Source organism: Nonomuraea sp. NPDC048901 (assembly GCF_040649695.1).
Classification (GTDB): domain Bacteria; phylum Actinomycetota; class Actinomycetes; order Streptosporangiales; family Streptosporangiaceae; genus Nonomuraea.
In genome coordinates, this window is the sequence record NZ_JBEZFW010000006.1 from 175,592 (window position 1) to 198,983 (window position 23,392).

22 protein-coding genes are annotated in these 23,392 nt (G+C 67.6%); 12 read left to right on the forward strand and 10 right to left on the reverse strand.

Annotated features, from left to right (window positions below; all coding sequences use genetic code 11):
* Positions 1 to 193 precede the first annotated feature (193 nt).
* The 4 genes from AB0C30_RS22095 (at position 194) to AB0C30_RS22110 (ending at position 5,293) form a co-directional block, all read left to right on the forward strand.
* A complete protein-coding gene (locus tag AB0C30_RS22095; RefSeq protein ID WP_357946786.1) occupies positions 194 to 2,530 on the forward strand; it encodes a polyribonucleotide nucleotidyltransferase in 2,337 nt (778 codons plus the stop codon).
* On the forward strand, positions 2,527 to 3,837 hold the full coding sequence (locus AB0C30_RS22100) for a pitrilysin family protein (protein ID WP_357946789.1): 1,311 nt from the start codon (positions 2,527 to 2,529) through the stop codon (positions 3,835 to 3,837). Before AB0C30_RS22095 ends, AB0C30_RS22100 begins: the two co-directional genes overlap by 4 nt.
* Before the next feature lie 80 nt (positions 3,838 to 3,917).
* Entirely contained in the window at positions 3,918 to 4,655 is a 738-nt protein-coding gene (dapB, locus tag AB0C30_RS22105; RefSeq protein WP_357946791.1) for a 4-hydroxy-tetrahydrodipicolinate reductase, read from the forward strand.
* Positions 4,656 to 4,792: 137 nt separating this feature from the next.
* Positions 4,793 to 5,293 (forward strand): GNAT family N-acetyltransferase, encoded by a 501-nt coding sequence (locus AB0C30_RS22110; RefSeq protein WP_357946794.1) that lies wholly within the window; start codon positions 4,793 to 4,795, stop codon positions 5,291 to 5,293.
* On the opposite strand, the gene AB0C30_RS22115 is transcribed toward AB0C30_RS22110, so the two are convergent.
* Positions 5,290 to 5,754 carry a MarR family winged helix-turn-helix transcriptional regulator gene (locus AB0C30_RS22115; RefSeq protein ID WP_357946797.1) on the reverse strand — a complete coding sequence of 155 codons (465 nt, stop codon included), beginning with the start codon at positions 5,752 to 5,754 and terminating at the stop codon, positions 5,290 to 5,292. The two genes, AB0C30_RS22110 and AB0C30_RS22115, sit on opposite strands and share 4 nt — an antisense overlap.
* Positions 5,755 to 5,838: 84 nt before the next feature.
* Between AB0C30_RS22115 and AB0C30_RS22120 the strand changes: the two genes are divergently transcribed.
* Entirely contained in the window at positions 5,839 to 6,210 is a 372-nt protein-coding gene (locus tag AB0C30_RS22120) for a VOC family protein (RefSeq protein ID WP_357946799.1), read from the forward strand.
* Between the two features lie 148 nt (positions 6,211 to 6,358).
* Positions 6,359 to 6,580 carry a S1 RNA-binding domain-containing protein gene (locus tag AB0C30_RS22125; protein WP_357946801.1) on the forward strand — a complete coding sequence of 74 codons (222 nt, stop codon included), beginning with the start codon at positions 6,359 to 6,361 and terminating at the stop codon, positions 6,578 to 6,580.
* Positions 6,581 to 6,672: 92 nt separating this feature from the next.
* On the opposite strand, the gene AB0C30_RS22130 is transcribed toward AB0C30_RS22125, so the two are convergent.
* Genes AB0C30_RS22130 through AB0C30_RS22140 form a run of 3 tightly spaced genes read right to left on the reverse strand, consistent with a single transcriptional unit; the run spans position 6,673 to position 8,733 of the window.
* On the reverse strand, positions 6,673 to 7,548 hold the full coding sequence (locus tag AB0C30_RS22130) for a 1,4-dihydroxy-2-naphthoate polyprenyltransferase (RefSeq protein ID WP_357946804.1): 876 nt from the start codon (positions 7,546 to 7,548) through the stop codon (positions 6,673 to 6,675).
* Between the two features lie 13 nt (positions 7,549 to 7,561).
* Positions 7,562 to 8,170: a GNAT family N-acetyltransferase gene (locus tag AB0C30_RS22135; protein WP_357946807.1), complete on the reverse strand. Its 609-nt coding sequence runs from the start codon at positions 8,168 to 8,170 to the stop codon at positions 7,562 to 7,564.
* A gap of 44 nt (positions 8,171 to 8,214) precedes the next feature.
* A complete protein-coding gene (locus AB0C30_RS22140) occupies positions 8,215 to 8,733 on the reverse strand; it encodes a CGNR zinc finger domain-containing protein (protein WP_357946810.1) in 519 nt (172 codons plus the stop codon).
* Positions 8,734 to 8,777: 44 nt separating this feature from the next.
* Between AB0C30_RS22140 and AB0C30_RS22145 the strand changes: the two genes are divergently transcribed.
* Positions 8,778 to 9,083, forward strand: coding sequence for a hypothetical protein (locus tag AB0C30_RS22145; protein ID WP_357946813.1), 306 nt, complete (start codon positions 8,778 to 8,780; stop codon positions 9,081 to 9,083).
* Here AB0C30_RS22145 and AB0C30_RS22150 read toward each other — a convergent pair.
* The gene (locus AB0C30_RS22150) at positions 9,059 to 10,456 is read right to left on the reverse strand and encodes a PLP-dependent aminotransferase family protein (RefSeq protein ID WP_357946816.1); all 1,398 of its coding nucleotides are present in this window, start codon (positions 10,454 to 10,456) and stop codon (positions 9,059 to 9,061) included. The two genes, AB0C30_RS22145 and AB0C30_RS22150, sit on opposite strands and share 25 nt — an antisense overlap.
* A gap of 40 nt (positions 10,457 to 10,496) precedes the next feature.
* On the opposite strand from AB0C30_RS22150, the gene AB0C30_RS22155 reads away from it, so the two are divergent.
* From AB0C30_RS22155 to AB0C30_RS22165, 3 genes are all read left to right on the forward strand, one after another.
* Complete coding sequence (locus tag AB0C30_RS22155; protein ID WP_357946817.1) at positions 10,497 to 11,381, forward strand: DMT family transporter; 885 nt, start codon at positions 10,497 to 10,499, stop codon at positions 11,379 to 11,381.
* Between the two features lie 291 nt (positions 11,382 to 11,672).
* Positions 11,673 to 12,695: a hypothetical protein gene (locus AB0C30_RS22160; protein ID WP_357946820.1), complete on the forward strand. Its 1,023-nt coding sequence runs from the start codon at positions 11,673 to 11,675 to the stop codon at positions 12,693 to 12,695.
* A gap of 73 nt (positions 12,696 to 12,768) precedes the next feature.
* Entirely contained in the window at positions 12,769 to 13,167 is a 399-nt protein-coding gene (locus AB0C30_RS22165) for an ASCH domain-containing protein (protein ID WP_357946821.1), read from the forward strand.
* Between the two features lie 88 nt (positions 13,168 to 13,255).
* On the opposite strand, the gene AB0C30_RS22170 is transcribed toward AB0C30_RS22165, so the two are convergent.
* The 5 genes from AB0C30_RS22170 to AB0C30_RS22190 form a co-directional block, all read right to left on the reverse strand.
* Positions 13,256 to 13,732, reverse strand: coding sequence for a GntR family transcriptional regulator (locus AB0C30_RS22170; protein WP_357946824.1), 477 nt, complete (start codon positions 13,730 to 13,732; stop codon positions 13,256 to 13,258).
* Positions 13,733 to 13,773: 41 nt separating this feature from the next.
* Positions 13,774 to 14,250, reverse strand: coding sequence for a GntR family transcriptional regulator (locus AB0C30_RS22175; RefSeq protein WP_357946838.1), 477 nt, complete (start codon positions 14,248 to 14,250; stop codon positions 13,774 to 13,776).
* A 2,076-nt stretch (positions 14,251 to 16,326) separates the two neighbouring features.
* Complete coding sequence (gene radC, locus AB0C30_RS22180) at positions 16,327 to 16,983, reverse strand: DNA repair protein RadC (RefSeq protein ID WP_357946842.1); 657 nt, start codon at positions 16,981 to 16,983, stop codon at positions 16,327 to 16,329.
* 238 nt (positions 16,984 to 17,221) lie between these two features.
* Positions 17,222 to 18,058, reverse strand: coding sequence for an alpha/beta hydrolase (locus AB0C30_RS22185; protein ID WP_357946845.1), 837 nt, complete (start codon positions 18,056 to 18,058; stop codon positions 17,222 to 17,224).
* A gap of 777 nt (positions 18,059 to 18,835) precedes the next feature.
* Positions 18,836 to 19,552, reverse strand: a complete 717-nt coding sequence (locus AB0C30_RS22190) for a GntR family transcriptional regulator (protein ID WP_357946848.1) — start codon at positions 19,550 to 19,552, stop codon at positions 18,836 to 18,838.
* A gap of 576 nt (positions 19,553 to 20,128) precedes the next feature.
* Here AB0C30_RS22190 and dapA point away from each other — a divergent pair.
* Both dapA and AB0C30_RS22200 read left to right on the forward strand, forming a co-directional pair.
* The gene (dapA, locus tag AB0C30_RS22195) at positions 20,129 to 21,046 is read left to right on the forward strand and encodes a 4-hydroxy-tetrahydrodipicolinate synthase (protein ID WP_357946851.1); all 918 of its coding nucleotides are present in this window, start codon (positions 20,129 to 20,131) and stop codon (positions 21,044 to 21,046) included.
* A 54-nt stretch (positions 21,047 to 21,100) separates the two neighbouring features.
* Positions 21,101 to 22,786, forward strand: coding sequence for a ribonuclease J (locus AB0C30_RS22200; RefSeq protein WP_357946854.1), 1,686 nt, complete (start codon positions 21,101 to 21,103; stop codon positions 22,784 to 22,786).
* Positions 22,787 to 23,392: the final 606 nt, after the last annotated feature.

Genomic DNA, 23,392 nt, shown 5'->3' on the forward strand with positions numbered 1-23,392 from the left:
GACACACTTAAGAGCCCCCGCGTCCGCACAAGCACCAAGCGACCCGCGACGCATGCGGGCCGGTCCTCGGTAGTGGCTTCCGGTAACAGTGACAGTTCTGACCGGGCGCTTCGATCGAAGACCGGCGCTGCACCTAACGAGGGTGCCGGTGAGAAAGAGGGCGCGGGAGACTGACTGACCAAGGAGGTCCCCCGTGGAGGGTGTCCACACCGCTGAAGCCGTCATAGACAACGGCTCATTCGGCACACGCACGATCCGGTTCGAGACCGGTCGTCTGGCGCGCCAGGCGGCGGGTTCCGCCGTCGCCTATCTCGACAACGACACGATGGTCCTGTCCGCGACCACCGCCTCGAAGTCGCCCAAGGAAAACCTCGACTTCTTCCCGCTGACGGTGGACGTCGAGGAGCGCATGTACGCCGCGGGACGCATCCCCGGCTCGTTCTTCCGCCGTGAGGGCCGTCCCTCCGAGGACGCCATCCTCACCTGCCGCCTGATCGACCGGCCGCTGCGCCCGTCGTTCGTCAAGGGGCTGCGCAACGAGGTCCAGGTCGTCGCCACGGTCATGTCCCTCAACCCCGACCACCTCTACGACGTGGTCGCCATCAACGCCGCCTCGCTGTCCACCCAGCTCGCCGGGCTGCCGTTCTCCGGCCCGATCGGCGGCGTCCGCGTCGCGCTGATCGACGGCCAGTGGGTCGCCTTCCCGACGCACCACGAGCTCGAGCGCGCCACGTTCGACATGGTCGTGGCCGGGCGGGTGCTCGCCGACGGCGACGTCGCGATCATGATGGTCGAGGCCGAGTCCACCAAGGACACGCTGAAGCTGATCGCCGAGGGCGCCGTCGCGCCCAACGAGGAGACGATCGCGCAGGGCCTTGAGGCCGCCAAGCCGTTCATCAAGGTGCTGTGCGAGGCGCAGTCGCGGGTCGCGCAGGTCGCGGCGAAGGAGACCGCCGAATACGCCGTCTTCCTCGACTACCAGGAGGACGTCTACGCCGCCCTGGAGAGCGCGGTCAAGACCGAGCTCGCCGCCGCGCTGACCATCGCCGGCAAGAAGGAGCGCGAGACCGAGCTCGACAAGGTCAAGGCGCTGGCCGTCGAGAAGCTGCTCCCCGAGTTCGAGGGCCGCGAGAAGGAGATCTCCGCCGCCTTCCGCTCGGTGATGAAGAAGCTCATGCGCGAGCGGGTCATCAAGGAGGGCCTGCGCATCGACGGCCGCGGCACCAAGGACATCCGCGCGCTGTCCGCCGAGGTCCACGTGGTGCCGCGGGTGCACGGCTCGGCGCTGTTCGAGCGTGGTGAGACCCAGATCCTGGGCATCACGACCCTCAACATGCTGCGCATGGAGCAGGTCATCGACACGCTCAACCCTGAGCGGACCAAGCGCTACATGCACAACTACAACTTCCCGCCTTACTCCACCGGTGAGACCGGCCGCGTGGGCTCGCCCAAGCGCCGGGAGATCGGTCACGGCGCGCTGGCCGAGCGGGCGCTGATCCCCGTCCTGCCCTCGCGCGAGGAGTTCCCCTACGCCATCCGCCAGGTCTCCGAGGCGCTGAGCTCCAACGGCTCCACCTCGATGGGCTCGGTCTGCGCCTCCACGATGGCGCTGCTCGACGCCGGTGTGCCGCTGCGCGAGATGGTCGCGGGCATCGCGATGGGCCTGATCGGCGAGGGCGACCAGTACGTCACGCTGACCGACATCCTCGGCGCCGAGGACGCCATGGGCGACATGGACTTCAAGGTCGCCGGCACCAAGGACGTCATCACCGCGCTCCAGCTCGACACCAAGCTCGACGGCATCCCCGCCTCCGTGCTGGCCGCCGCGCTGAAGCAGGCCAAGGGCGCCCGCCTGGCCATCCTCGACGTGATGCAGGAGGCGATCGACTCTCCGGCGGAGATGAACCCGACCGCGCCGCGCATCATCACCATCAAGGTCCCCGTGGACAAGATCGGCGAAGTCATCGGCCCGAAGGGCAAGATGATCAACCAGATCCAGGACGACACGGGCGCCGAGATCACCATCGAGGACGACGGCACCATCTACATCGGTGCCACCGACGGCCCGTCGGCCGAGGCCGCGCGTACGGTGATCAACGGCATCGCCAACCCGCACATGCCGGAGGTCGGCGAGCGCTACCTGGGCACGGTCGTGAAGATCGCCGCCTTCGGCGCGTTCGTCTCGCTGATGCCCGGCAAGGACGGCCTGCTCCACGTCTCCCAGATCCGCAAGCTGCACGGCGGCAAGCGCATCGAGAACGTGGAAGACGTCATGAGCGTCGGCGAGAAGGTCCAGGTCGAGATCGCCGAGATCGACGGCCGGGGCAAGCTGTCCCTGGTCCCGGTCGAGGTGATCGAGAAGGAGGCCGCCGAGAAGGAGGCCAAGGGCGAGGCCGAGTCCGCCGATGGTGCTGAGGCGCCGGCCGCCGCGTCGGACGACAAGCCGCGCGACGACCGTCCCCGCCGTACCCGCACCCGGGTGCGCGCGCCTCGCGCCGACGGTTCCGATGGAGACGACCGCAACTCGTGAGAACCACCACGCTGCACCCCGGCCGTGACGGGGCCGGGGTGGTAAGGCGCACCGTCCTTCCCGGTGGGCTGCGCGTGGTGACCGAGACCATGCCGACCGTGCGTAGTGTCGCGGTCGGCATGTGGGTCGGCATCGGCTCGCGTGATGAGGACTCCCAGCACATGGGGGCCACCCACTTCCTCGAACACCTGCTCTTCAAGGGCACGCCCACGCGCGACACCATGGAGATCTCGGCGTCCATCGAGGGCATCGGCGGGGAGATCAACGCCTTCACCGCCAAGGAATACACCTGCTACTACGCCCGGGTGCTCGACGAGGACCTGCCGGTCGCGGTTGACGTGCTCGCCGACGTGGTGACCAGCTCGCTGATCACCCCCGACGACGTCGAGTCCGAACGCGGGGTGATCCTCGAAGAGATCGCCATGCACGACGACGACCCGTCCGATGTCGTGCACGAGCAGTTCGCGGCGGCGCTCTACGGAGACTCGCCGATCGGGCGGCCCATCCTCGGCACGGTCGAGTCGATCAACGAGCTCCCCCGCGACCGGATCGCCGACTACTACCAGCACCACTACGAGCCGCGCCGCACGGTCGTCTCCGTCGCCGGCAACATCCGGCACGAGGACGTCGTCGAACTGGTCGTGCGCGCCTACGAGCGGGCGGGCGCGCTCGGTGGACCGCTGGAGGCCGACCCGCCCCGCACGAGCGGGCCGGGCGCCCGGACGCGGTCGGGAGTCAAGGTGCTCGACCGTCCTACCGAACAGGCCAACCTGGTGCTCGGTACGACCGGCATGTCCCGTACGGACGACCGGCGCTTCGCCCTCGGCGTGCTCAACGCGGCGCTCGGTGGCGGCATGTCGTCCAGGCTCTTCCAGGAGATCAGGGAGAAGCGCGGGCTGGCCTACTCCGCCTACAGCTACACCTCGGCCTACGCTGACACCGGCCAGTTCGGTATCTACGTGGGCTGCCTGCCGTCGAAGATCGACGACGTGCTCAAGATCTGCCGAGACGAGGTCGTCAGGGTGGTCGATGACGGCCTCGACGCCGACGAGATCATGCGCGGCAAGGGGCAGATGCGGGGCGGGCTGGTCCTCGGCCTGGAGGACACCGGCTCACGCATGTCGCGGATCGGGAAGAACGAGCTGGTCTACGACGAGTTGCTGTCCGTGGACGAGGTGCTGGCCAGGATCGAGGCCGTCACTCCGGACGAGATCGCCGAGGTCGCGGCCGACGTTCTCAACCGGCCGCTCACGCTCGCCGTGATCGGTCCGTACGGCGACAAGGACTTCTCCAGCGCCATCGCCTGATATTGCCCCACTGTCTTGTCGAGGCGCGTGGACCTTCCTCCTGGAGGGTCCGCGCGCTTCGGCAGGTATAGGGTTGACCTGTGATTAAGGTAGGTGTGCTGGGCGCGCGCGGTCGCGTGGGCGTCGAGGTGTGCAAGGCGGTAGAGGCGGCCCCCGACCTGGAGCTGGTGGCGGCGCTCGACAAGGACGACGCCATCGAAGGGCTCCAAGGCGCCGAAGTGGTCGTCGACTTCACCCATCCCGACGTCGTCATGGGCAACCTCGAATGGGCGATTGCCCACGGGATCCACCCGGTGGTCGGCACCACCGGCTTCGGCGCCGAGCGGCTCGACACCGTGCGCGGGTGGCTGGCCAAGTTCCCCGGCACCAACTGCCTGATCGCCCCCAACTTCGGCATCGCCGCCGTGCTCATGATGCACTTCGCCCAGATGGCGGCCAAGCACTTCGACTCCGTCGAGATCGTCGAGCTGCACCACCCCAACAAGGCCGACGCGCCGTCCGGCACCGCCCGCCGCACGGCCGAGCTGGTCGCGGAAGCGCGCGCCAAGGCCGGGATGAGCCCGATGCCCGACGCCACCTCCGCCGAGCTCGACGGAGCGCGCGGGGCCGACGTCGGCGGCGTCCACGTCCACGCCGTACGCCTGAGCGGGCTGATCGCCCACCAGGAGGTGCTGCTGGGCGGCGACGGGGAGATCCTCACGATCAGGCACGACACCATGAGCCGCTCGTCGTTCACCCCGGGCGTGCTGCTCGGTGTGCGCCGGGTGCGCGAGCTGCCCGGTCTGACCGTCGGCCTGGAGCCGCTGCTCGACCTCTGAACACACGTCATGCCCACGACCTGACCCGGGTCATGGGCACGACGTGAGGAGGGGATCCCGGCTCCGCACAGCCGAGCCTGTGCCCACCACATTAATATCCAGGGGCGCGAGCAGGCCGAACATGAGACCGTGTCGGCATGGCGCGATGGGTCGAGCCGGGGGAGCTGCCCGGACTGGTCGATGTGGAGCTGGCCGCCGACGGGCTGTTCGAGCAGGTGGGGATCGTCTTCCCGCCGGGGACGACCATGATCGAAGAGGTCACGGATCCGTCCGCCGTGCTGGTCGAAGGAGAGCCGCCCGCCGGGTTCGCGCTGATCGGCTGGGTCGACGGCAACTTGCACCTGGACCAGCTGGCCGTACACCCGTCGCGGATGCGGCAGGGGATCGGCGGTCGGCTCGTCGCGGCGGTGCGCGACCACGCGACCGCGAGCGGCGCGCCCGCGGTGACGCTGACGACCTATCGGGACGTGCCGTGGAACGCGCCCTGGTACGCGCGGCACGGCTTCTCCGTGCTGCCGGAGGCGGAGTGGGGGCCGGAGCTGCGGGCGCTGGTCGAGCACGAACGCGAGCTGGGCATCGAGGTGGCGCCGCGCGTGGTCATGCGGATGGTCGTGGCAGGCCGAATGATGGCGGATTAGACGCCGAGCTCGTCGGCCAGTCGCTTCAGGTATGAGGCGAACTGCCGGCGGTCGTAGTCGTCCCACCCCACGGTGAGCTCGTCGAAAGCGCGGCGCTGCCACTGGCGCGAGCCCGCCAGGAGATTCTCGCCATGCGCGGTGAGCTGCAGTGACGCGCGCCGGCGGTCGTATTCCGACGACGCGCGGGCCAGGTAGCCCGCCTTGGTGGCGTCCTTGACGATGCGGCTGGCCCCGGAGTGGTCGAGACCGAGCTGATGGGCCACGGTGCCGACGGTGGCCTCCTCGGTGGCGTCGTTGCCGGTGTCGACGGCCTCCACGGCCAGGATGTGCTGCACGTGACGGGTCTCCCCGGTCTGCTCCTCCGAGGCGCTGTTGATCCACCGGCGCGACCAGAAGCGCACCAGCCGGAAGAGCGCGGGACCGCCGTCGCCGTCAGCGGGGGTAACGCCGTGCGCGTTCATGTTCACACTGTACCCCAGATGGATGCGATATGCACATATAGTGTGTGCGAATCGCATATATTGTCTCTCGTGAGGGAAGGCGACATGTCCATCGTCCTGAACCACCTGATCGTCCCGGCGGCCGACAAGACGGCCGCCGCCACGTTCCTCGCCGACCTGCTCGGGCTGCCGGTCTCCGAGCCGTCCGGTCCGTTCGTGCCCGTCAGGGTCAACGACGACCTGGCGTTCGACTTCGACGACCGGCACCAGGTCCAGCCGGGCCACTACGCGTTCCTGATCGACGACGACACCTTCGACGCGGTGCTGCGCCGCCTCCAGGCGACCCCGTCGATCTCGTACGGCTCCGGCCCGGGCCACGGCTGGGACAGCAGGATCAACCACCTCGGCGGCGGCCGTGGCGTCTACGTGCGCGATCCCAACGGTCACAGCTACGAGCTGTTCACGGCCGTCCCCTAGCGGAGTAGGGTGGCGACCGTGACTGCCGGGTCGGCCAAGTGCCATGACGAGACGGGGCGCCCGGTCACGCCTTGATCACCGAGCGGGCCCGTGGCCCGCCGCCTCTCGCGTTCCCCAAGCGGAGATCGCAGAGGAAGGAGGTGATCGCATGTCCAGTGCTTGGGAAGGCTTCACTACGCGGCACACCGTCGGTGATGTGCTCGACGGGCGCGTGGCCAGTGTCTTTCCGTTCGGCGCCTTCATAGAGGTCGCCGACGGCATCCACGGGCTGCTCGTCGGGCCGGAGCAGCGACAGGTCGGGTCGAGCGTCTCGGTACGGATCGCCGAGGTCGACCATGACAACCGGCGGCTGAGACTCACCGCGAGCTGAGGCTGATGGCGCGTGCGGGGGCCCTCGCTGGCCCCCGCACGTCGGGTAACCGCCTACAGGGTGACCGCTTACCGCGGTGACCGACTACAGGGCTACAGGGTGATCGCGAGGCCGAGGGTGAACAGCAGCCCGTACGCCAGCTGCAGCTTGCCGGTCTGCTGCAGGACGCCGATCAGCGCCGGGCCCACGGCGCCGTTCAGGACCGTCTTGACCGGCGCGATGGCCAGCGGCGCGGCGAGTACGGCCGCCGCGGCCAGCGGGGCGACCACGATCATGGCCAGGGCGATCACGAACGGCACGATCAAACACGTCGCGTACAGCGTACGAGTGCGCGCCGCGCCCAGGACGACCGCCAGCGTCCGCTTGCCGGACTCGCCGTCGGTGGCCACGTCGCGCAGGTTGTTCACGACGAGCATGGAGCACGACAGGAGCCCGACGGGGATCGAGGCCACCAGAGCGGCCCAGGACAGGTGCTCGGTCTGCACGTACGCGGTGCCGACCACGGGCACGATGCCGAAGAAGACGAACACCGCCACCTCGCCGAGCGCGCGGTAGCCGTACGGAGACTTGCCGCCGGTGTAGAACCAGGCGGCGGCGATGGCGGCGGCGCCCACGAGCAGGACCCACCACGCCCGGGTGGCCAGGACCAGGATCAGCCCGAGCACCGCGGCGACGCCGAAGCAGCCGAGCGCGGCCGCGAGCACCTGCGGCGGCGTGGCCACCCGCGAGCCGACCAGGCGCATCGGGCCGACCCGCTGGTCATCGGTGCCGCGGATGCCGTCGCTGTAGTCGTTGGCGTAGTTGACGCCGATCTGCAGCGACAGGGCCACGAGCAGCGCGACGATCGCGCGCCACCAGACGAAGCCGTCCTCGCCGATCGCCACGCCCGTGCCGACCATGACGGGCACGATGGCGTTGGGCAGCGTGCGGGGACGTGCGCCGGCGATCCACTGGCCGGGGGTTGCCATATCGACGAATCCTCTAGCTGATGTCGGTGGTGAGCCTGACCATGCGGATGGGACGCCCCATGTCGAGCACGCGCTCGGCCATGTCCTCGCCCCAGCCGGCCGACTCCAGGAAGCCCAGCACCGCGTAGTTGTCGGCGAACACCCAGGTGACGATCTGCCGGAAACCGTCCTCCCGCAGGTGGTCGACGGTGGCGTTGAGCAGTCGGCTGCCATGCCCGCGCCGGACGAAGTCGGGATCGACCAGCAGGGTCAGCATCTCGGCGACGATGGTCGGGTCGAGGTCGGGGTCTTCGGCGGGGGCGTGTGAGGCCAGGCCGACCACCCGCTCACCGCCGCGCGGCGTGGCCAGGGCGGCGCTGCCGCCCACGCCTAGAGCCGGGAAGCCCTCAGTGTCGAGGATGGTCTCCACCGCCACCAGCACCCGGTGCATGGGTGTGGGCGGGGCGACGATCGCCTCGTCCCACTGCCGCAGCCACATCTTCTCCGCCGCGGCCCCCGTCATCTGCTCGAGCGGCCCCTCGGGGAGGAACTCCCGATAGCCGTAGCGCCAGGCGCGGATCTGAGTATTCGCAACCTGGAGCACATCCTCGCGCCGGGCCGCCCGGACGCCTACGTCTGCCATCTCGGCCCGCTCCTTCGCCTGCCGTCCATGCCACAAGGCACGAGTTACACCGTATCGGTGTTTGAGCCTTGGAGATGACGCGAACCCTGCTTCCTCGCCCGGTAGGCGCGCGTTTTGGTGCGGTTGCCGCATACCCGCATGGAACACCACGAGCGTGATCGGTTCTTCGAGGAGTCGATGAACGCCCACTGGCACATGCTCTCGGCGCAGACCTTCAGCCGGTGCCACGACTGATCTGTCACGGCGGCGGCGATCCTGGCCAGACCGCCCCGGACGCCGTCCTCGACGGGGATCAGATCCGGGGTGGCGCCGACGCGTACCAGCAGCGGAAAGGCCAGCAGTCCGGGCATCTCCGGAGTTTCGCGTCTTAACCCCATCCGCAGGACTTCCCGCAGGGTGAGCGCGGCGGTGAGGTCCTCGTCGGTCGCGCGGTCACGCGGGCCGATCAGACCCCGCTCCCGGAGCCAGATGGCCAGCTCGGCGGGTGAGGCCAGCTCGTCGGCATCGGAATCGAGAGCGTAGGTGTTCACGAAGTCGCGCACGAGCTCCGCGGGCGCCAGCATGTCACCACTGTACGGCAATAGCAGGTTGCGCCATCATGGGTCGCATGATCGTTCGCACCTGGCGAGGCTGGACCCGGGAGTCTGATGCCGCGGCCTACGAGGACTACCTCCTGCGTACCGGATTTCCCGGCTACACCGAGACGCCGGGCAACCGCGGCGCTTACTTCACCAGGCGCGCCAGCGGGGACATGACCGAGTTCTTCCTGATCTCGCTGTGGGAGTCGTGGGAGGCGATCAGGGCGTTCGCCGGCGAGGATCTGGGCGCGGCGGTCTTCTACCCGGAGGACGACGCGTTCCTGGTCGACAGGGAGCGGACCGTGGAGCACTACGAGGTGTTCGCCAGCGCCTGAGCCAGCCGGCGCACCCCCTCGGCCAGCTCCGCCAGATGGGCGGCCGCGATGTGCGTGACGCGCAGGCGGGGTCCCGGCGGCTCCGACGGGTAATGGATCCTGCCGGGGCTCACCAGCACACCGTTGCGTTTCGCGGCCTCGACCAAGGCGTTCTCGTCGGTTTCCGGTGGCAGCCGTACCCACAGGTGCATGCCGCCCTTCGGCAGCAGATGCAGCTCGGCGGTGGGCAGCCGCGCGGCCAGCTCGGTGGCGAGCGCGTCGCGGCGGACCAGGATCTCGCTCCGTACGTTCGCCAGATGGCGGCGCCAGCCGGGCGACTCGACGAACTCCAGCACGGTCTCCTGCAGCGGACGCGCCACGAAGAACGACTCCACCAGCTGGCTGGCCCGCAGCCTGTGGGAGGCCGGGCCGCGCGCGATGACGGCCGCGACCCGCGCGCTCGGTGACAGGATCTTGGTGAGCGAGCAGATGTAGACGACCGTGCCGTGCGCGTCCATCGACACCATCGGCGGCGGAGTCCGGTCACTGAGGTAACGCGCGTAGTCGTCCTCGATCACGAACGCGCCCGCCGCCCTGGCCACCTGGAGCACCTGTTCCCGGCGTTCGCGGGTGAGGGTCGCGCCGGTCGGGTTCTGCAGGGTGGGCTGGCAGAGGAACACCCGCGCGCCGGTGACGGCGAACGCCTCGGCCAGCAGATCGGGCCGTACGCCGTCCCGGTCCATCGGCACGGCCGTCGCCCGCAGGCCCGCCGCCCTGGCCGCGGCCAGAGCGCCCGGGTAGGTCGGCGTCTCGACCAGGACCGGCGTCCCCGGGGCGGCCAGCGCCCTGAAGGCGTGCGTGAGCGCGGCCTGGCCGCCGCTGACGATCAGCGCGTCGGCCGCGGTCACGTCGCCCCCGGCCTGCGTCGCGAACCACCTGCGCAGCTCCGCCAGCCCGCTCAGCGGCGGCATCGCCCACGCCCCCGGCCTGCGCACCGCCCGCCCCGCCGCGGCGGCCAGCTGCTTGTCGGGCCTGAGGCCGGGGTTGAGGTAGCCGCCGGTGAGCGGGATGACACCCTCGGGCGGCGGGGTCAGCAGCCCGGTCACCGGACTCTCGTCGACCACCCGATCGCCCAGGGCGACGGTCTGCCAGGAGAAGTCCGGCGGCTCGTTGGGTTTTGCAGGCAACTGGGCGATGAACGCCCCGATGCCCGGCTTGGTGACCACCCGGCCTTCGGCCGCCAGTTGCCCGATGGCCCGCGAGACCGTCACGGGGCTGACGTTGTGGCGGCGCATGAGCTCTCTGGAGGAGGGGAGACGGTCTCCCGGCCGCAGCCGACTGAGCTCTTGGCGCAGGATCGCGGTGATTTGGGCGATACTGCTATCCTGTTCCATGACGGATAAGAATAGCGCTATCGTTGGCGACAGAGTAGCGGTGGTCGCTTCCCCGGGGGCTCCACGAGGTCAGGGCACTCTCCTCGCCTTTCTCGGCGTACTCGCCTTTTCCGGCTCCTTTCCCGCCACCGCCTACGCGATGCGCGGCTTCGACCCGTGGCTGGTCGCCATCGGCCGCGCCGTGATCGCCGGCGTCATAGCGCTCATCTGCCTCAAAGCCGCCCGTCTTCCCCTGCTCCCGCCCCGCCATCAGTGGCGCTCCTACGGGGCGATCTCGCTCGGTGTGGTCTTCGGGTTCCCCGTCTTCAGCGGTCTGGCGCTGGACCTCGGTGCCACCACCGCCCACTCCGCCGTTGTCATCGGCCTGCTCCCGGCCGCCACCGCCGTCTGCGCGGTCGTGCGCGCCGGCGAGCGCCCGCGCCCCCTCTTCTGGCTGGCCTGTGCGGCAGGCGCCATCGCCATCACCGCCTTCACCCTCACCCGTGGGCAGGGCACGGCCGCCTGGCCCGACGTCCTCCTGCTGGGCGCCCTGGTCTCGGCGGCCGTCGGCTACACCGAAGGCGCCCGGCTCTCCCGCGAGACTCCCGGCTGGCAGGTCATCTCCTACGCCCTCGTCCTCTCTCTGCCGCTCACGGTCCCGGTGACAGCCGTACTCGCCCTCACCACCCCCGTCCACCCGTCGGCCCAGGCGCTCGCCGGGTTCGCGTATGTGGGGGTGATCTCGATGTTCCTCGGGTTCGTCCCTTGGTACGCGGGTTTGGCCAGGGGAGGCATCGCCAGGGCGGGGCAGACGCAGCTCACGCAGCCGCTGTTGACGCTCACCTGGGCTTGGGTGCTGCTGGGGGAGAGGTACGGTCCGGCGACTGTGGCGGCCGCGGTGGCCGTACTCGTGTGTGTGGCTGTCACGCAACGCACGCGTACTTGAGGGCGGTGCGGTGTGTCTGGCCGTCGCCATGACGCGCCAATAGGTGACGGCGGGTGACGTGCGTATGGCCGGGCGCGCGCCTCTGCACCGTCGGCGCGATGCGCCCGTACTTGAGAGGCATGGCGCCACCCGCGGGGCAGGAGGCGGGAGGCTGGAAAGACATGACGTTGCCCCGCAGGACAGGAGGCGGGAGGCTGGAAAGACATGATGTTGCCCCGCAGGACAGGAGGCGGGGGACGTACTTGAAAGCCGTGACGCCGCCCCGCAGGATAGGAGGCGGAGGTGTCACACATGGCAGACCTCACCATTCCCGAAGGCGGCTTCTGGCCGGCCCCGGAGATCCCGCAGCCGAATATCTACCCGATGGAGTGGCGGGTCGAGACGGCCAAGCTCGCGGCGATCTACGAGAAATCCAAACGGACGGTCTGGAACCCGGCCGACCTGCCCTGGGACGGGCTGAACCCGGACGACTTCACCCGTGAGCAGCGTCTCGGGATCATGTACTGGTTCGCCGTGCTGGCCAACTTCGACGCCTCGGGGCCGGCGGTGTTCGCCCGCGCCACCATCCAGGCGTTCGAGAAGCACGAAGAGGATCCGGTCCGGAAGTGCTTCTTCTCGATCACCCGCGACGAGATGAACCACGAGGAATGCTGCCAGCGGACCATCGCCAAGCTCTGGCCCGGCGGCCCCCTCGACTGGACCCCGTCCGACGACCTGGAGAAGGCCGCCCACAACAACATCGGCTGGCTCTATCACAACGGCGGTCGCTACTGGACCGGCTACAACGTGGCCGTGGGCAAGTACACGCTGCCCGTGCTCTTCACCAGCTTCATGATGGGCGAGATGGCCGCCTCGACCCTGTTCAGGGGCATGGCCTCGGGCACCGAGCATCCCGTCTTCGGTGAGATGTTCCAGCGCATCGGCCGCGACGAGTCCCGACATCTCCAGATTTGCATGGTCATTCTGGAGAACGAGTGGCCCGGCCTGACCGACGAGACCCGCGCCCTCATCACCCGCCAGCTCCGAGCCGGCTTCGTCTTCCTGTCCATGATCCTCTGGGAGCCGCCGGAGGGCTTCTGGGAGCTGCCGCCGTACTTCCTGGCCAATCACCGCGTCCTGATGGACCACGCCAGGCAGGCCGGGCTGGGCGTCCTCTCCTTCGAGGAGCAGGCGGAGAACTGGCGGCTCGCCATGGCCCGCATCCGCGCCATCGTCGAACGCTGGGGCATCGCCTTCCCCGCCATCCCCGAACTCGACCTGGAGGGCGTACAGGTCGACTTCATCGATCCCGAGGAGATCATCCCGGTCTTCTGAGGAGACGGCGCCACCGCAGCGGACGTCGACCGGATCATCGGCGCGGGTTGCGGCGACCGTTACGATCCGTTGCATGTGGGGACGCATCGATGGGCTCCGCGTGCTCGAACTCGGCATGGCCGGCGAGCAACGCACCAGGCTGACCGACCTTGTCCTGTCCGGTGCCAAGACGGCCACGGCGGGCCTGCTGGAGCTCGACTACGAGGCCGAGGACGAGCCACTGGAACACGTGGGGGAGCGCCTCGTGCTCGTGGACGACGAGGGCTCACAGGCGGCTCTGCTTGAGGTGGTGGGGGTGGAGCAGGTGCCGTTCGGGGCGGTGAGCTGGGAGTTCGCGCAGGCGGAGGGGGAGGGGTTCCGCTCTGTCGAGCACTGGCGTGAGGTTCACGCACGGTACTGGGCCGGGCTTGGGCGTGAGGTGACCGACTCCTCGACGATCGTCTGCCTGACTTTCCGCCTTGTTACTCCCTAGGCGAGCGCTCTTCGGGGTGCTCGTGGGCCGGCCACCAAATTGCTAGGAAGCGCTTGCGGGTCGGAGCGATCGCCTGGGAGCTCTTCGGCTATTCCGGCCAGTCTTCCTGAGCGACCACGTATGTGCCTCGATAGGGGACGGTGAATACCCAGCCTCGCTCCCGAAGGGACTCGACCGCCCTTCGGGCCGTGACCTTGGCGACCCCATGGCGCCGCATCAGCGTCTTTTCGCTGAATATCGCCCGGTTGGGCCGGAACTCACCGCGGCGAATTCGCTCAACGATGTCGTCCGCGATGTCTTCGAAGACCAGTGTCTTTCGTCTTTGTCGCGGCACTCCAACCGCGCCCACGTATGTGCCCTCGCCGGACACCGTGTGGGCCACCTGACGCTCGCGCAGTTCTCTGGCGACTCTGCGTGCCGTCGTCCTGGCAATGTCGAACTCCGCCTCCAGCGCCGCTTCGCTCGGCAGAGCCTGTCCGACCAGTAGCTCGCCCTTGAGAATTCGATCGTGGAGGATGTCGGCGACCTGCTTGTAGATCGGAATGGGTCCTTCACGATCGATCATGTCTGTATTCTAGATGTCTCTATACAAGCAGTCGAGTAGTTTCAGTCCTGGGGCCAGGACTCCTTGGGCGACACATAACTGCCACGCTGGGCAACCGTGTAAATCCAGCCGCGCTCGCGAAGAAGCGCCATGGCGCGCCGCACGGTTTCGCGAGCGCAGTCATACTGCTGAAGAAGCGCTGTTTCGCCGGGGATTGGACGTCGCGGCAGATACTTGCCTGCCTTTATCTGTTCCGTCACGTCTGCTGCTATCTGCTGATAAAGCGGGACTTTACGCTGCTGCCGTGGCGCCTCGTTCGGTGCGCCGACGAAGGTTCCCTCGCCCTGGACGGTGTAAATGAGACCCTTTTCGCGGAGCACATGAATCGCTCGTCTGGCGGTGGTCCTGGCGACTCCGAACTCGGCCTGGATGTCGGCCTCGCTCGGCATGGGTTGCCCCGAGGTGAGACCGGAGAGCCGCTGGCGGAGGATCTCGGCGATCTGAAGGTAGGGATGGGTGTCTCCATCGTAGTCGAGCACATACGCAAGATAGGCGAAGAGGTACGACCTATCCCATATCCATCGGCCTAAATAGAAGTCTCGACTGCTCTAGCTAGCCAGATCGATACAACTAGACGTAAGATGCAGGCATGGCTCGCGCGGAGCGAAGGCTTTACAACGGCTGCATCGGGCGTCACGTTGAGGCGGCGCACGACGACTGCATACGCATCGACTGGGATCCAGTGGGGCCTTGTGCTGAGCGGATACGTGTGCGGGACCACACCTGTGACTGCCTGCCGGTCTTTTACGAGCTGTGTCAGGCAGGCGGTCAGCGATACATCCGCAGAACGACGAGGAAGGGTGGGCGAGTGGTGGTGGAGGAGAGCGTCCGAACGAACGCCTCTCAAACGGACATCCTGTGGTCCCTGTTGCTGTGGGGAGACGCTCGATGATCGCGAGACGCCGTCGGAGCATCCTCGGGTGTCTTCTCGCCCGGCTGCGTGACATCCGTGACCGGACGCGCTCAGCCTGTCCGTTCTCCCGGCAGACGTCATCCCAAGAACTCCGCGTCCTGCCGGGGACCCACCCGTTCGCGCAGGTCCCCCTTCCGCGCCTGGGACCTGCGACGACCTTCTGGTGGGCCATTTCGCTGGAGTTGCGGAAGACGGCTTGTTCGAAGGGCCGCTCGCGGAACGTCGCGGTTTCGGAGTTCAGGTCGGCGCAGGTCCGCGAGACCTTGCATGCGGGGACCTTGCATGTGCGGATACCGCTGTCCGCACTCAGATCGCCGACGGCGCTGGTCGGTAGTCGCCTGCGATGCCCGTAGCGCTGCGGGCCGCACTTCGCTGTGCGCTGATAGGGCGCGGCCGACCGCCGTAGTCGCCCCCGCCTCGATCGGCTCCCGCGGCATTCGCGTCAGCCCCCTGCGGACCGTCTTCACCCTGCCGGCCGTCCGTAGCGACTCGAGCAGGTCGTTAGGTCCGATTGGGAAAGAGCCATCATGAACGTGTCCTTCCGGGAGGCTTCCGGCATTTCCCTTTGGCCGTCACACGATGGCTCACCCCAGTGACTGATCGTTGCTGCCACTCGGCGGGGCTTCATCGACTAGGTCGCGCTGGCCCCGCATCCCGCGTCTGATACGGGGCCAGCGACGAGGCAGCCGCCCTCTACAGTCGAGCGGCTGCGATTTCAGAGAGTCTTCGTGCACTACGGGTTCCCTGATCGCCGGTGATCGCAGTTCGCCGACGCTCCGAGAACCCGCGTGGGGGATGCTGAGCCTTTCCCACACGCCCGCTACTGGGTAGACCGCGCAGGGAGTCCGACCGTCCACGGTGTTACTGCGCTGGCGCGCGTAGTGGACGGACCCAGTAGCGGGTAGACGTGGTCCCATGCCCTCCGGGAGGCACGGGACCACGCTGGTGCGAGCGGTTGGCCGACTCACGTCAAGTCGACCTGCTCGCAGAGGTAGCGTCTCACGCTCTGCTGAGGGAAGCCTTGCCTTCAGAGCTATCAACGCAAACATGCCTTTCGCTGGGCTTGCGGTGGATCAGCACCCTTAGGGGTGCTCAGAACGCCGCATAAAGGCTCGGCAAGACGCGAGAGCGCGTCGAGCGAATGCGCAGACGAGGGCGGCCGCCAGAGATGCCGTCCCGCAGAGCGGTGTAGTTTCTCGGCCACTCGGCCCCCGTTCATCCCTCGTAGGAGCCATACAGCGAGATCGTGGATCCACCACTCAGTGGGACGCCATCCGGCCGTACGGTCCTGATAACAGCGAGAGAGGCCTTCAGCGGTGACGGGGCTCGCCTCGGGTCGGCCTCGACGATCTGGTGCTTGGGGAAGGGCCGAGGACGGTCGGGGTTCGGCGGGCTGGAGCGCGCCTGGGGCTCGGTGGTCGATGACGTCCCGCGGAGCGATGTGGTTTCTCACCTGTTCAGCGCTGTCGCCCACGTAGGAAAGGCACAACGAGATCGTTGATCCACCACGACCCAGGTTGTTTGGCTGGGGGTTCGGTGGTCGGGTCGCGTTTGAGATCCGGTAGTACGGGGGTCGGCCCAGGGACGGTGCCCCTCAGGGTGCGCGGAGAGTGGCCCGGTCCCGAACCACCCTCCGCAGCGGTCAGAAGGGCACCCGACGCCATGCCGTTTCCGTGATGATCAAATGATCGAGGAATTGCAGCCCGACCGTCTTAGCAGCCTCGGCGAGACGCGCCGTGGCCAGCAGGTCCGCTTCGCTTGGATCGAGAGAGCCGCTCGGATGGTTGTGCGCGACCCCGAATGCCGCCCCGCCAGCCGTCAGCACCGCAGTGATGATGTCCCGAATCGGCACCGTCGTGTGGTCGGAGCCACCCTCGGTCAACACCATACGCCGCAACACGGCCCCCCGAACGTCGCACGCCATCACGACCAGCCGCTCCCGGGAATGGCCGCGGAGCAGCGGAGCGACGACTGTCGCCAGGTCGGAAGTGCTGCTGATCTTGGTCCGCTCAGGATCTGTCTGCGCTCGCCGTACAAGATGGAAAGCCGCCGCCACCCGCGCCGCCTTGGCGGGCCCGACGCCAGGCACGGCGAGCAGGCGGTGCGGCTCGGATCGGGCCAGCCCGTCGAGATCGCCGCAGTGCGCGATCACCTGGGCCGCCAGATCCATCGCGCTCGCCCCTCGAAAACCGGAACCGAGGAGTACGGCCAGCAGCTCCCGGTCGGCCAGGGCCGTGGCCCCGCTCGCCATCAGCCGCTCGCGTGGCCGCTCACGTATGGGCAGGTCTTTGACTCGCATCCGCAACCTCCAGAACGGTTGTATCAACGAGCACTGACAACCTTGGCCTGGCCAGGAGGGATCGCCTGGAATGTCGCGGGGAACGTCTTTCGAGCTTCGATCGGGCTGACTTAGCGATCTCGCCTGGAGTCTCTCGGGAGTCGACTTTCGGATGCGATGCGATCAGTCCGTGAGGGTGATCGCGACCGCGTACGCCAGCCCCGTCACAAGCCAGGTCGTGACCTGTACGCCGGCCCTTTCACAAGCCAGATCGCGCCCGCGTGCGGAGGGTGAGCCAGGCGCGGATTTCGTCCATGAATGGGACGGGCGCGTCATGGTGGACCAGGTGACCGGCGGCGTCGATCAGCGAAAGCTCGGCCGTGGGGATCAGGCCGTGCAGTCGTCGGGCGATATCGGTGGGGATCCACGCGTCGCTGGTGCCCCACAGGATTCGTACGGGGATACTGATGCGGCCCAGCTGTTCCTCGTTCTCTTCGAGGAAGCGTTCGTCATAGTGCGCGATCTGCCGGTAGAAGGCGGGCTGGCCTTCCTCTCCCGTCCACGGCTGCACCAGGGCGTCGAGGTCGTCGTCGCGCAGGCCGCGGTGGCTCGCGCCCTGAACGTAGGCGCGGACGATGGCGGTATGGATGTAGGCCGGTAGCCGCGGCAGGACGTCAGGATGATCTTGTACGAACTTGAAGAAAGGCGAGCCGCTGGGCGGGATGGCCACGACGTCGACGAGCATGAGGGAGGCGTAATCGACGCCCAGGATCAGGTGCGTGCGCAGGGATACGGCGCCGCCGAAGTCGTGGGCGATCACATGTGGCCGGTCCAGCCCCCAGTGCGCGAGCAGCGCCGCGAACGCATCGGCCTGCGCGCCGAAATCCACGGGATGATCGGCGTGCTTGGACGACTGGCCATATCCGGGCATGTCCCACAAGTAGACGGTGAAGTTGCGGCTCAAGGCCTCCGCGAACGGCTGCCACAACACTGACGAGAACGGCGTGCCATGACAGAACACCACAGCCGGACCGGCACCCGCGCGTCCCCAGGCGATCTTCCTCCCATGCCACTCGAATCGCTCCGTAAGCTCCATGCCCACTCATGGTAGTAAGCCGTCCTCAGTGGGTCGGTGCATCACATCCGAAAGTCAACCCCCGAGAGACTTCCAGGCGAGGCCACTTAGCTTGATGTTGTTTCGAGCCGAAGCCCATGTGGCGGCGCTGGACAAAGGCGCTCGCCGGTTCGGGTGGTGGTCCGTGAGTGGTTGAGCCTCGATCTAGTAGCACGCCGCTGACCAGGCCGTATAGGGCCGAGCAGGGGAGGAGGAACGCCGCTGACCAGGCCGTATGCGGCCGATCGGGCGAGGAGGAACGCCGTCCGGGATGACGTCCCAGCGCGTGGACGTCCCAGCGGGTGGACGTCCCAGCGGGTGGACGTCCCAGCGGGTGGACGTCCCAGCGCGTCGTGGAATTGCGTCCCTGGGTGGAAGATCTATGGCGTCGTCCAGATCACGTTCCGTTGGTCTCGATGATCGCCTTATGGGGTTCATCGCCTACTCCGGGGATGGCCAACGTCTCACAGACGCACGACCGGTGGGGCGTCATCGGGTTGCCGGTGCTGGAGCTGATCATCGAGCTGCAGCAGGTGATCATCGCTCGAAGCCCTCGCTGTTCGCGAGGTCATCGGAATTCCACCGCTTTGGGGGCGCGATCAGCCGCGCCGCGCGCCAGGAGCGCGGGCCCTCGGTGGTGAGCCGTCGATGCTGTGTGGACGGGTCGGCCGCTGCCGCCACGAAGGGTGAGCCCCGGTGGTCATCCGGCTGAGCTCCAGGCCGAAGAGGCGGGTATCGGCCCGGAGCTCTCAGATTCGGTCAAACAGGCATGCTGTACATGATCCGGAAGCGGTCTCCCGGAATAACGATGTCGCTGGTCTCCACTGGGCGGTCGCCTGCCCAATGGGTGCGTTCCACGTGCAGGACGTGGATGCCAGCCGGCAGATCGAGGGCGTCGCTCTCCGTGGGGCGGGGTACGCGGGTGTGCACGCTTTCGACGATCTCCGTGATCTTTATCCCGTGCGCGTACACCCTGGCGACCAAGCTGCGCCGTTCCTCCTCCGTGTGGGCGGCGAACTCCAGAGGCTCGTACGAGGTGGCGAGCTGGAGCGGCCGGCCATCGCCGCGGAAGACGTAGTGCGTCCTCGTCAGGGTGGTCGATTCGTCGAGCCGCAGCCGTTTGGCGATGTCGGGTCCGGCTTCGGCGGGTTCGCTGTGCCAGTCCCAGGTCACACGCCGACCCTGGGACTGCAGGTCGGCGGCGAACGGCGCAGGATGATCGAGGAAGCGCCATCGGTGCAATGGGGAAAGGTCTGGGCGTTCTCTGACGTAATGACCCGATCCCACGCGGCCGATGATGAGACCTTCGCTCGCCAGCACGCGCAGGGCGTGGCGGGCTGCGGTTTCGCCGACCTGGTACTTGCGGGTCAGTTGCGCCCGTGAGGGAATGGGTGCACCGGGGGGAAGGGTGCCGTCGGTGATCTGTCGCCGAATGTCTTCGACGACACGCAGGTAGACCGGATCTGAGGTGGCCACTAGTCCATCCCTGGGGGTTCGTGTGAGGCGTTGCCCTATGTTGCCGTATTCGACAGGTAACCGACCGTCATCGAGGTCACTTGGAGCCCCAACTTTGCGGCGGCAGAAAATTATCAAAGAAACCCTGTAACGCCGATGTAAGAGTGACCGATTCTTCGGTAGAGGTCGTCGATGTGTGTACCCCCGAGCACATATCGGCGGCCTCTTCCCATGCGCGGCGCGAAGTCGCTCGCGCGGGCGGTGCTCCTCGTCGGTGGTGGTTGCCGGATATGTACGACATGTCGGCAGAGGTCATGGTGTCTGTGTGCGGCATGTCGAGCTGCGGTCGTACGGCAGGCACGTGGCTCCGCACGGAATCCAGTGATCACTGTGAGCGGCGGGTCGGTGATCCGGTGCCGGACCCGCGAACCGGCTCAGAGGGCCATTCGGTGGCGGGAGGGGCACGCTAGGGACGTGTCGAGTGCGGCCGGACATGCCCTGAGATGCCGGGGAACGGCATGACAATACGCGGCCCCAGGCAGGCAAAGCGGGGTGGCGGCGTCCACCGCTTTTGCGAATCCAGGTAGCGTTCGCACTATGGCTTCGCCAACTGGAACCACCGACGCGCCCTTCGGCCGTATGTTGACCGCCATGGTCACGCCGTTCACACCTGACGGTGCGGTCGATTACGACGCCGTGCGGCGCCTGGCCACCTATCTGGTGGACGAGCAGCGCAACGACGGCCTGATCGTCAGCGGGACGACCGGCGAGTCGCCCACCACCTCTGATGAGGAGAAGGAGCGCATTCTGCGCACCGTTCTCGAGACGGTGGGTGATCGGGCAACGGTGGTGGCCGGGGCGGGCACCAACGACACTCACCACAGCATCTCGCTCGCGAAGGCCGCGGCCCGCGCGGGTGCTCACGGGCTGCTCGTAGTGACGCCGTACTACAGCAAGCCCCCACAAGAGGGCCTGTATCAGCACTTTGCCGCTGTGGCCGACGCAACCGACCTTCCGGTGATGCTCTATGACATCCCCGGGCGCAGCGGCGTGCCGATCAAGATCGAAACCCTGATCCGGCTCGCACAGCACGAACGCATCGTGGCCGTGAAGGACGCCAAGGGCGATCTGTTCCTCGGTAGCCAGATCATGGCGATGACCGATCTCGCCTTCTATTCGGGCGATGATCTGCTCAATCTGCCCTGGCTCTCGGTTGGCGCGGCCGGGTTCGTCAGCGTTGTCGGCCATGTGGTCGGCGCCGACCTGGCGCGCATGATCGACTTGTACAGGAACGGCGACGTCGTTCAAGCACTTGCGGTGCACCGCCAACTGGCGCCCGTGGTCGAAGGGATCATGATGAGCGCTGGCGGCGCGATCATGGCCAAGGCGGCACTGGGCATGGTAGGAGTGCCGGTCGGACCAGTGCGGCTGCCGTTGGTGGCCGCGACAGAGAAGCAGATCGCCGAGCTGCGTGCTTGCCTGGTAGCCGGCGGGGTGAAGTTGACAGACGCATAGGAACGGGGAGGAACCGGGAGTTTTGAGAACACGATTTGACCATGGGGGCCGGCTATGAGCCATCCACATCCGGAGCTTGGCCCCCCGCCGGCGCTGCCGGAGGGCGGCCTGCGCATTGTCGCGCTGGGCGGGCTGGGTGAAATCGGCAGGAACATGGCCGTCTTCGAATACGACGGCCGATTGCTGATCGTCGACTGCGGGGTGCTTTTCCCCGAGCCGGACCAGCCGGGCATCGACCTGATCCTGCCTGACTTCGAATACATCAGGGACCGGCTCGACGATGTCGAGGCCGTGGTCCTGACCCACGCGCACGAAGACCACATCGGGGCCGTGCCATATCTGCTTCGTGAGCGGCGCAACATCCCGCTCATCGGATCCAAGCTGACGCTGGCCTTCATCGAGGCCAAGCTCACCGAGCATCGGATCCAGCCCACCAAGATCGAGGTGGTCGAGGGCGAACGGCACAGGTTCGGGCCGTTCGACTGCGAGTTCTTGGCGGTCAACCACTCGATCCCGGACGCGCTGGCGGTGGCCATCAGGACACCCGCCGGCATCGTGCTGCATACCGGCGACTTCCGCATGGACCAGTTGCCGAGCGACGGCCGCCTCACCGACCTCGGTGGGTTCGCCCGTCTTGGTACCGAGGGCGTCGACCTGCTGATGTCCGACTCGACCAACGCTGAAGTGCCCGGGTTCGTCACCAGCGAACGGGAGATCGGCCCGGTCATCGACGAGGTGATCCGTACCTCGGAGCAGCGGGTCATCGTGGCCAGCTTCGCGTCGCACGTACACCGCATCCAGCAGGTCATGGATGCGGCGGCCAGACACAATCGCAAGGTCGCCATGGTCGGACGCTCGATGCTGCGCAACATGGGCGTGGCCCGCGATCTCGGCTATCTCAAGGTGCCGCCGGGGCTGATCGTCGACTCGCGCGACATCGAGGAATGGCCGCCGGAAGACGTGGTGCTCGTCTGCACCGGTTCGCAGGGCGAGCCGATGGCGGCGCTGTCGAGGATGGCCAACCGGGATCACCCGATTCGCATCGCCGAGGGTGACACCGTCTTGCTGGCGTCGTCGCTGGTGCCGGGCAACGAGACCGCCGTCAACAAGGTGATCAACGGCCTCACCCGCTGGGGTGCCCGAGTCGTGCACAAGGGCAACGCCAAGGTGCACGTCTCCGGACATGCGGCCGCCGGCGAACTGCTCTACGTGCTGAACCTGACCCGCCCGTCGAACTTCATGCCCGTCCACGGCGAATGGCGGCACCTGCGCGCGCACGCCAAGCTCGCCGCGCTCACCGGCGTGCCTGACGATCACATCGTGATCGCGGAGGACGGCGTCGTGGTCGACCTGGTCGACGGCAGAGCCAAGATCGTCGGTGCGGTCCATGCCGGGTACGTCTACGTCGATGGCTCATCCGTCGGCGAGATCACCGACACCTCCTTGAAGGACCGCAGGATTCTCGGCGACGAGGGCTTCATCTCCGTCGTCGTGGTGGTCGACTCCAGCACCGGCAAGCTCACCGGTGGGCCGGAGATCCACGCGCGTGGCTCCGGCATCGACCCGGCGCAGTTCGAGGAGTTCATTCCGCAGATCGAGAAGGCACTCGAGGAGAAGGCCGCAGACGGGGTCGTCGACATGCAGGAGATCCGCCGGGTGGTCCGCCGCACGGTCGGGCGCTGGGTGAGCGACACCTACCGCCGGCGTCCGATGATCATCCCCGTGGTGCTCGAGGTCTGACCTCCGTATGGGTACGGCAGGCATGAGCGCCTGCCGTACCTCCGGGAGTCGCATCGGAGCCTCTCGTGTCGCTGATTCTGCGGCCTCTGCTGACATCCGGCGTCCCGAATCCCGGTTGCACCGACACTCGGCGGTCCCACGGACTTCCGCCGATTCTCGGTTCCTCGGACATCCGGCGGTCCTGCGACTTCCGCCTACTGTTGGGAGTCGCATCGGAACCTCTCGTTGTCGCTGACTCTGCGGCCCCTGCTGACATCCGGTGCCCCGAATCCCGGTTGCACCGACTCTCAGCGGTCCAGTGGACTCTGCCGGTTCTCGGTGCATCGGACATCCGGCGGTCCCGTGGCCTCTGCCGATTCGCAGTGCCCCGGACACTCGGCGGTCCAGTTGACTTGCGCCGACTGCTGGGGTTCCCGGCGACACCTGTGCCCTCGCCGACATCTCTCGGCACCATCAAGACGGTTCGTCCTGCCGACACTTCGCGCTCTTTGCACACTAGGTGGTGTCTCGCCCAGTGGTGAATCACGATCTCCTTTGCACACTGAGGTGGTGTCCCGCTCAGCGGTGGATCAACGATCTCCCTGTGCGTTTCCTACGTGGGCGAAC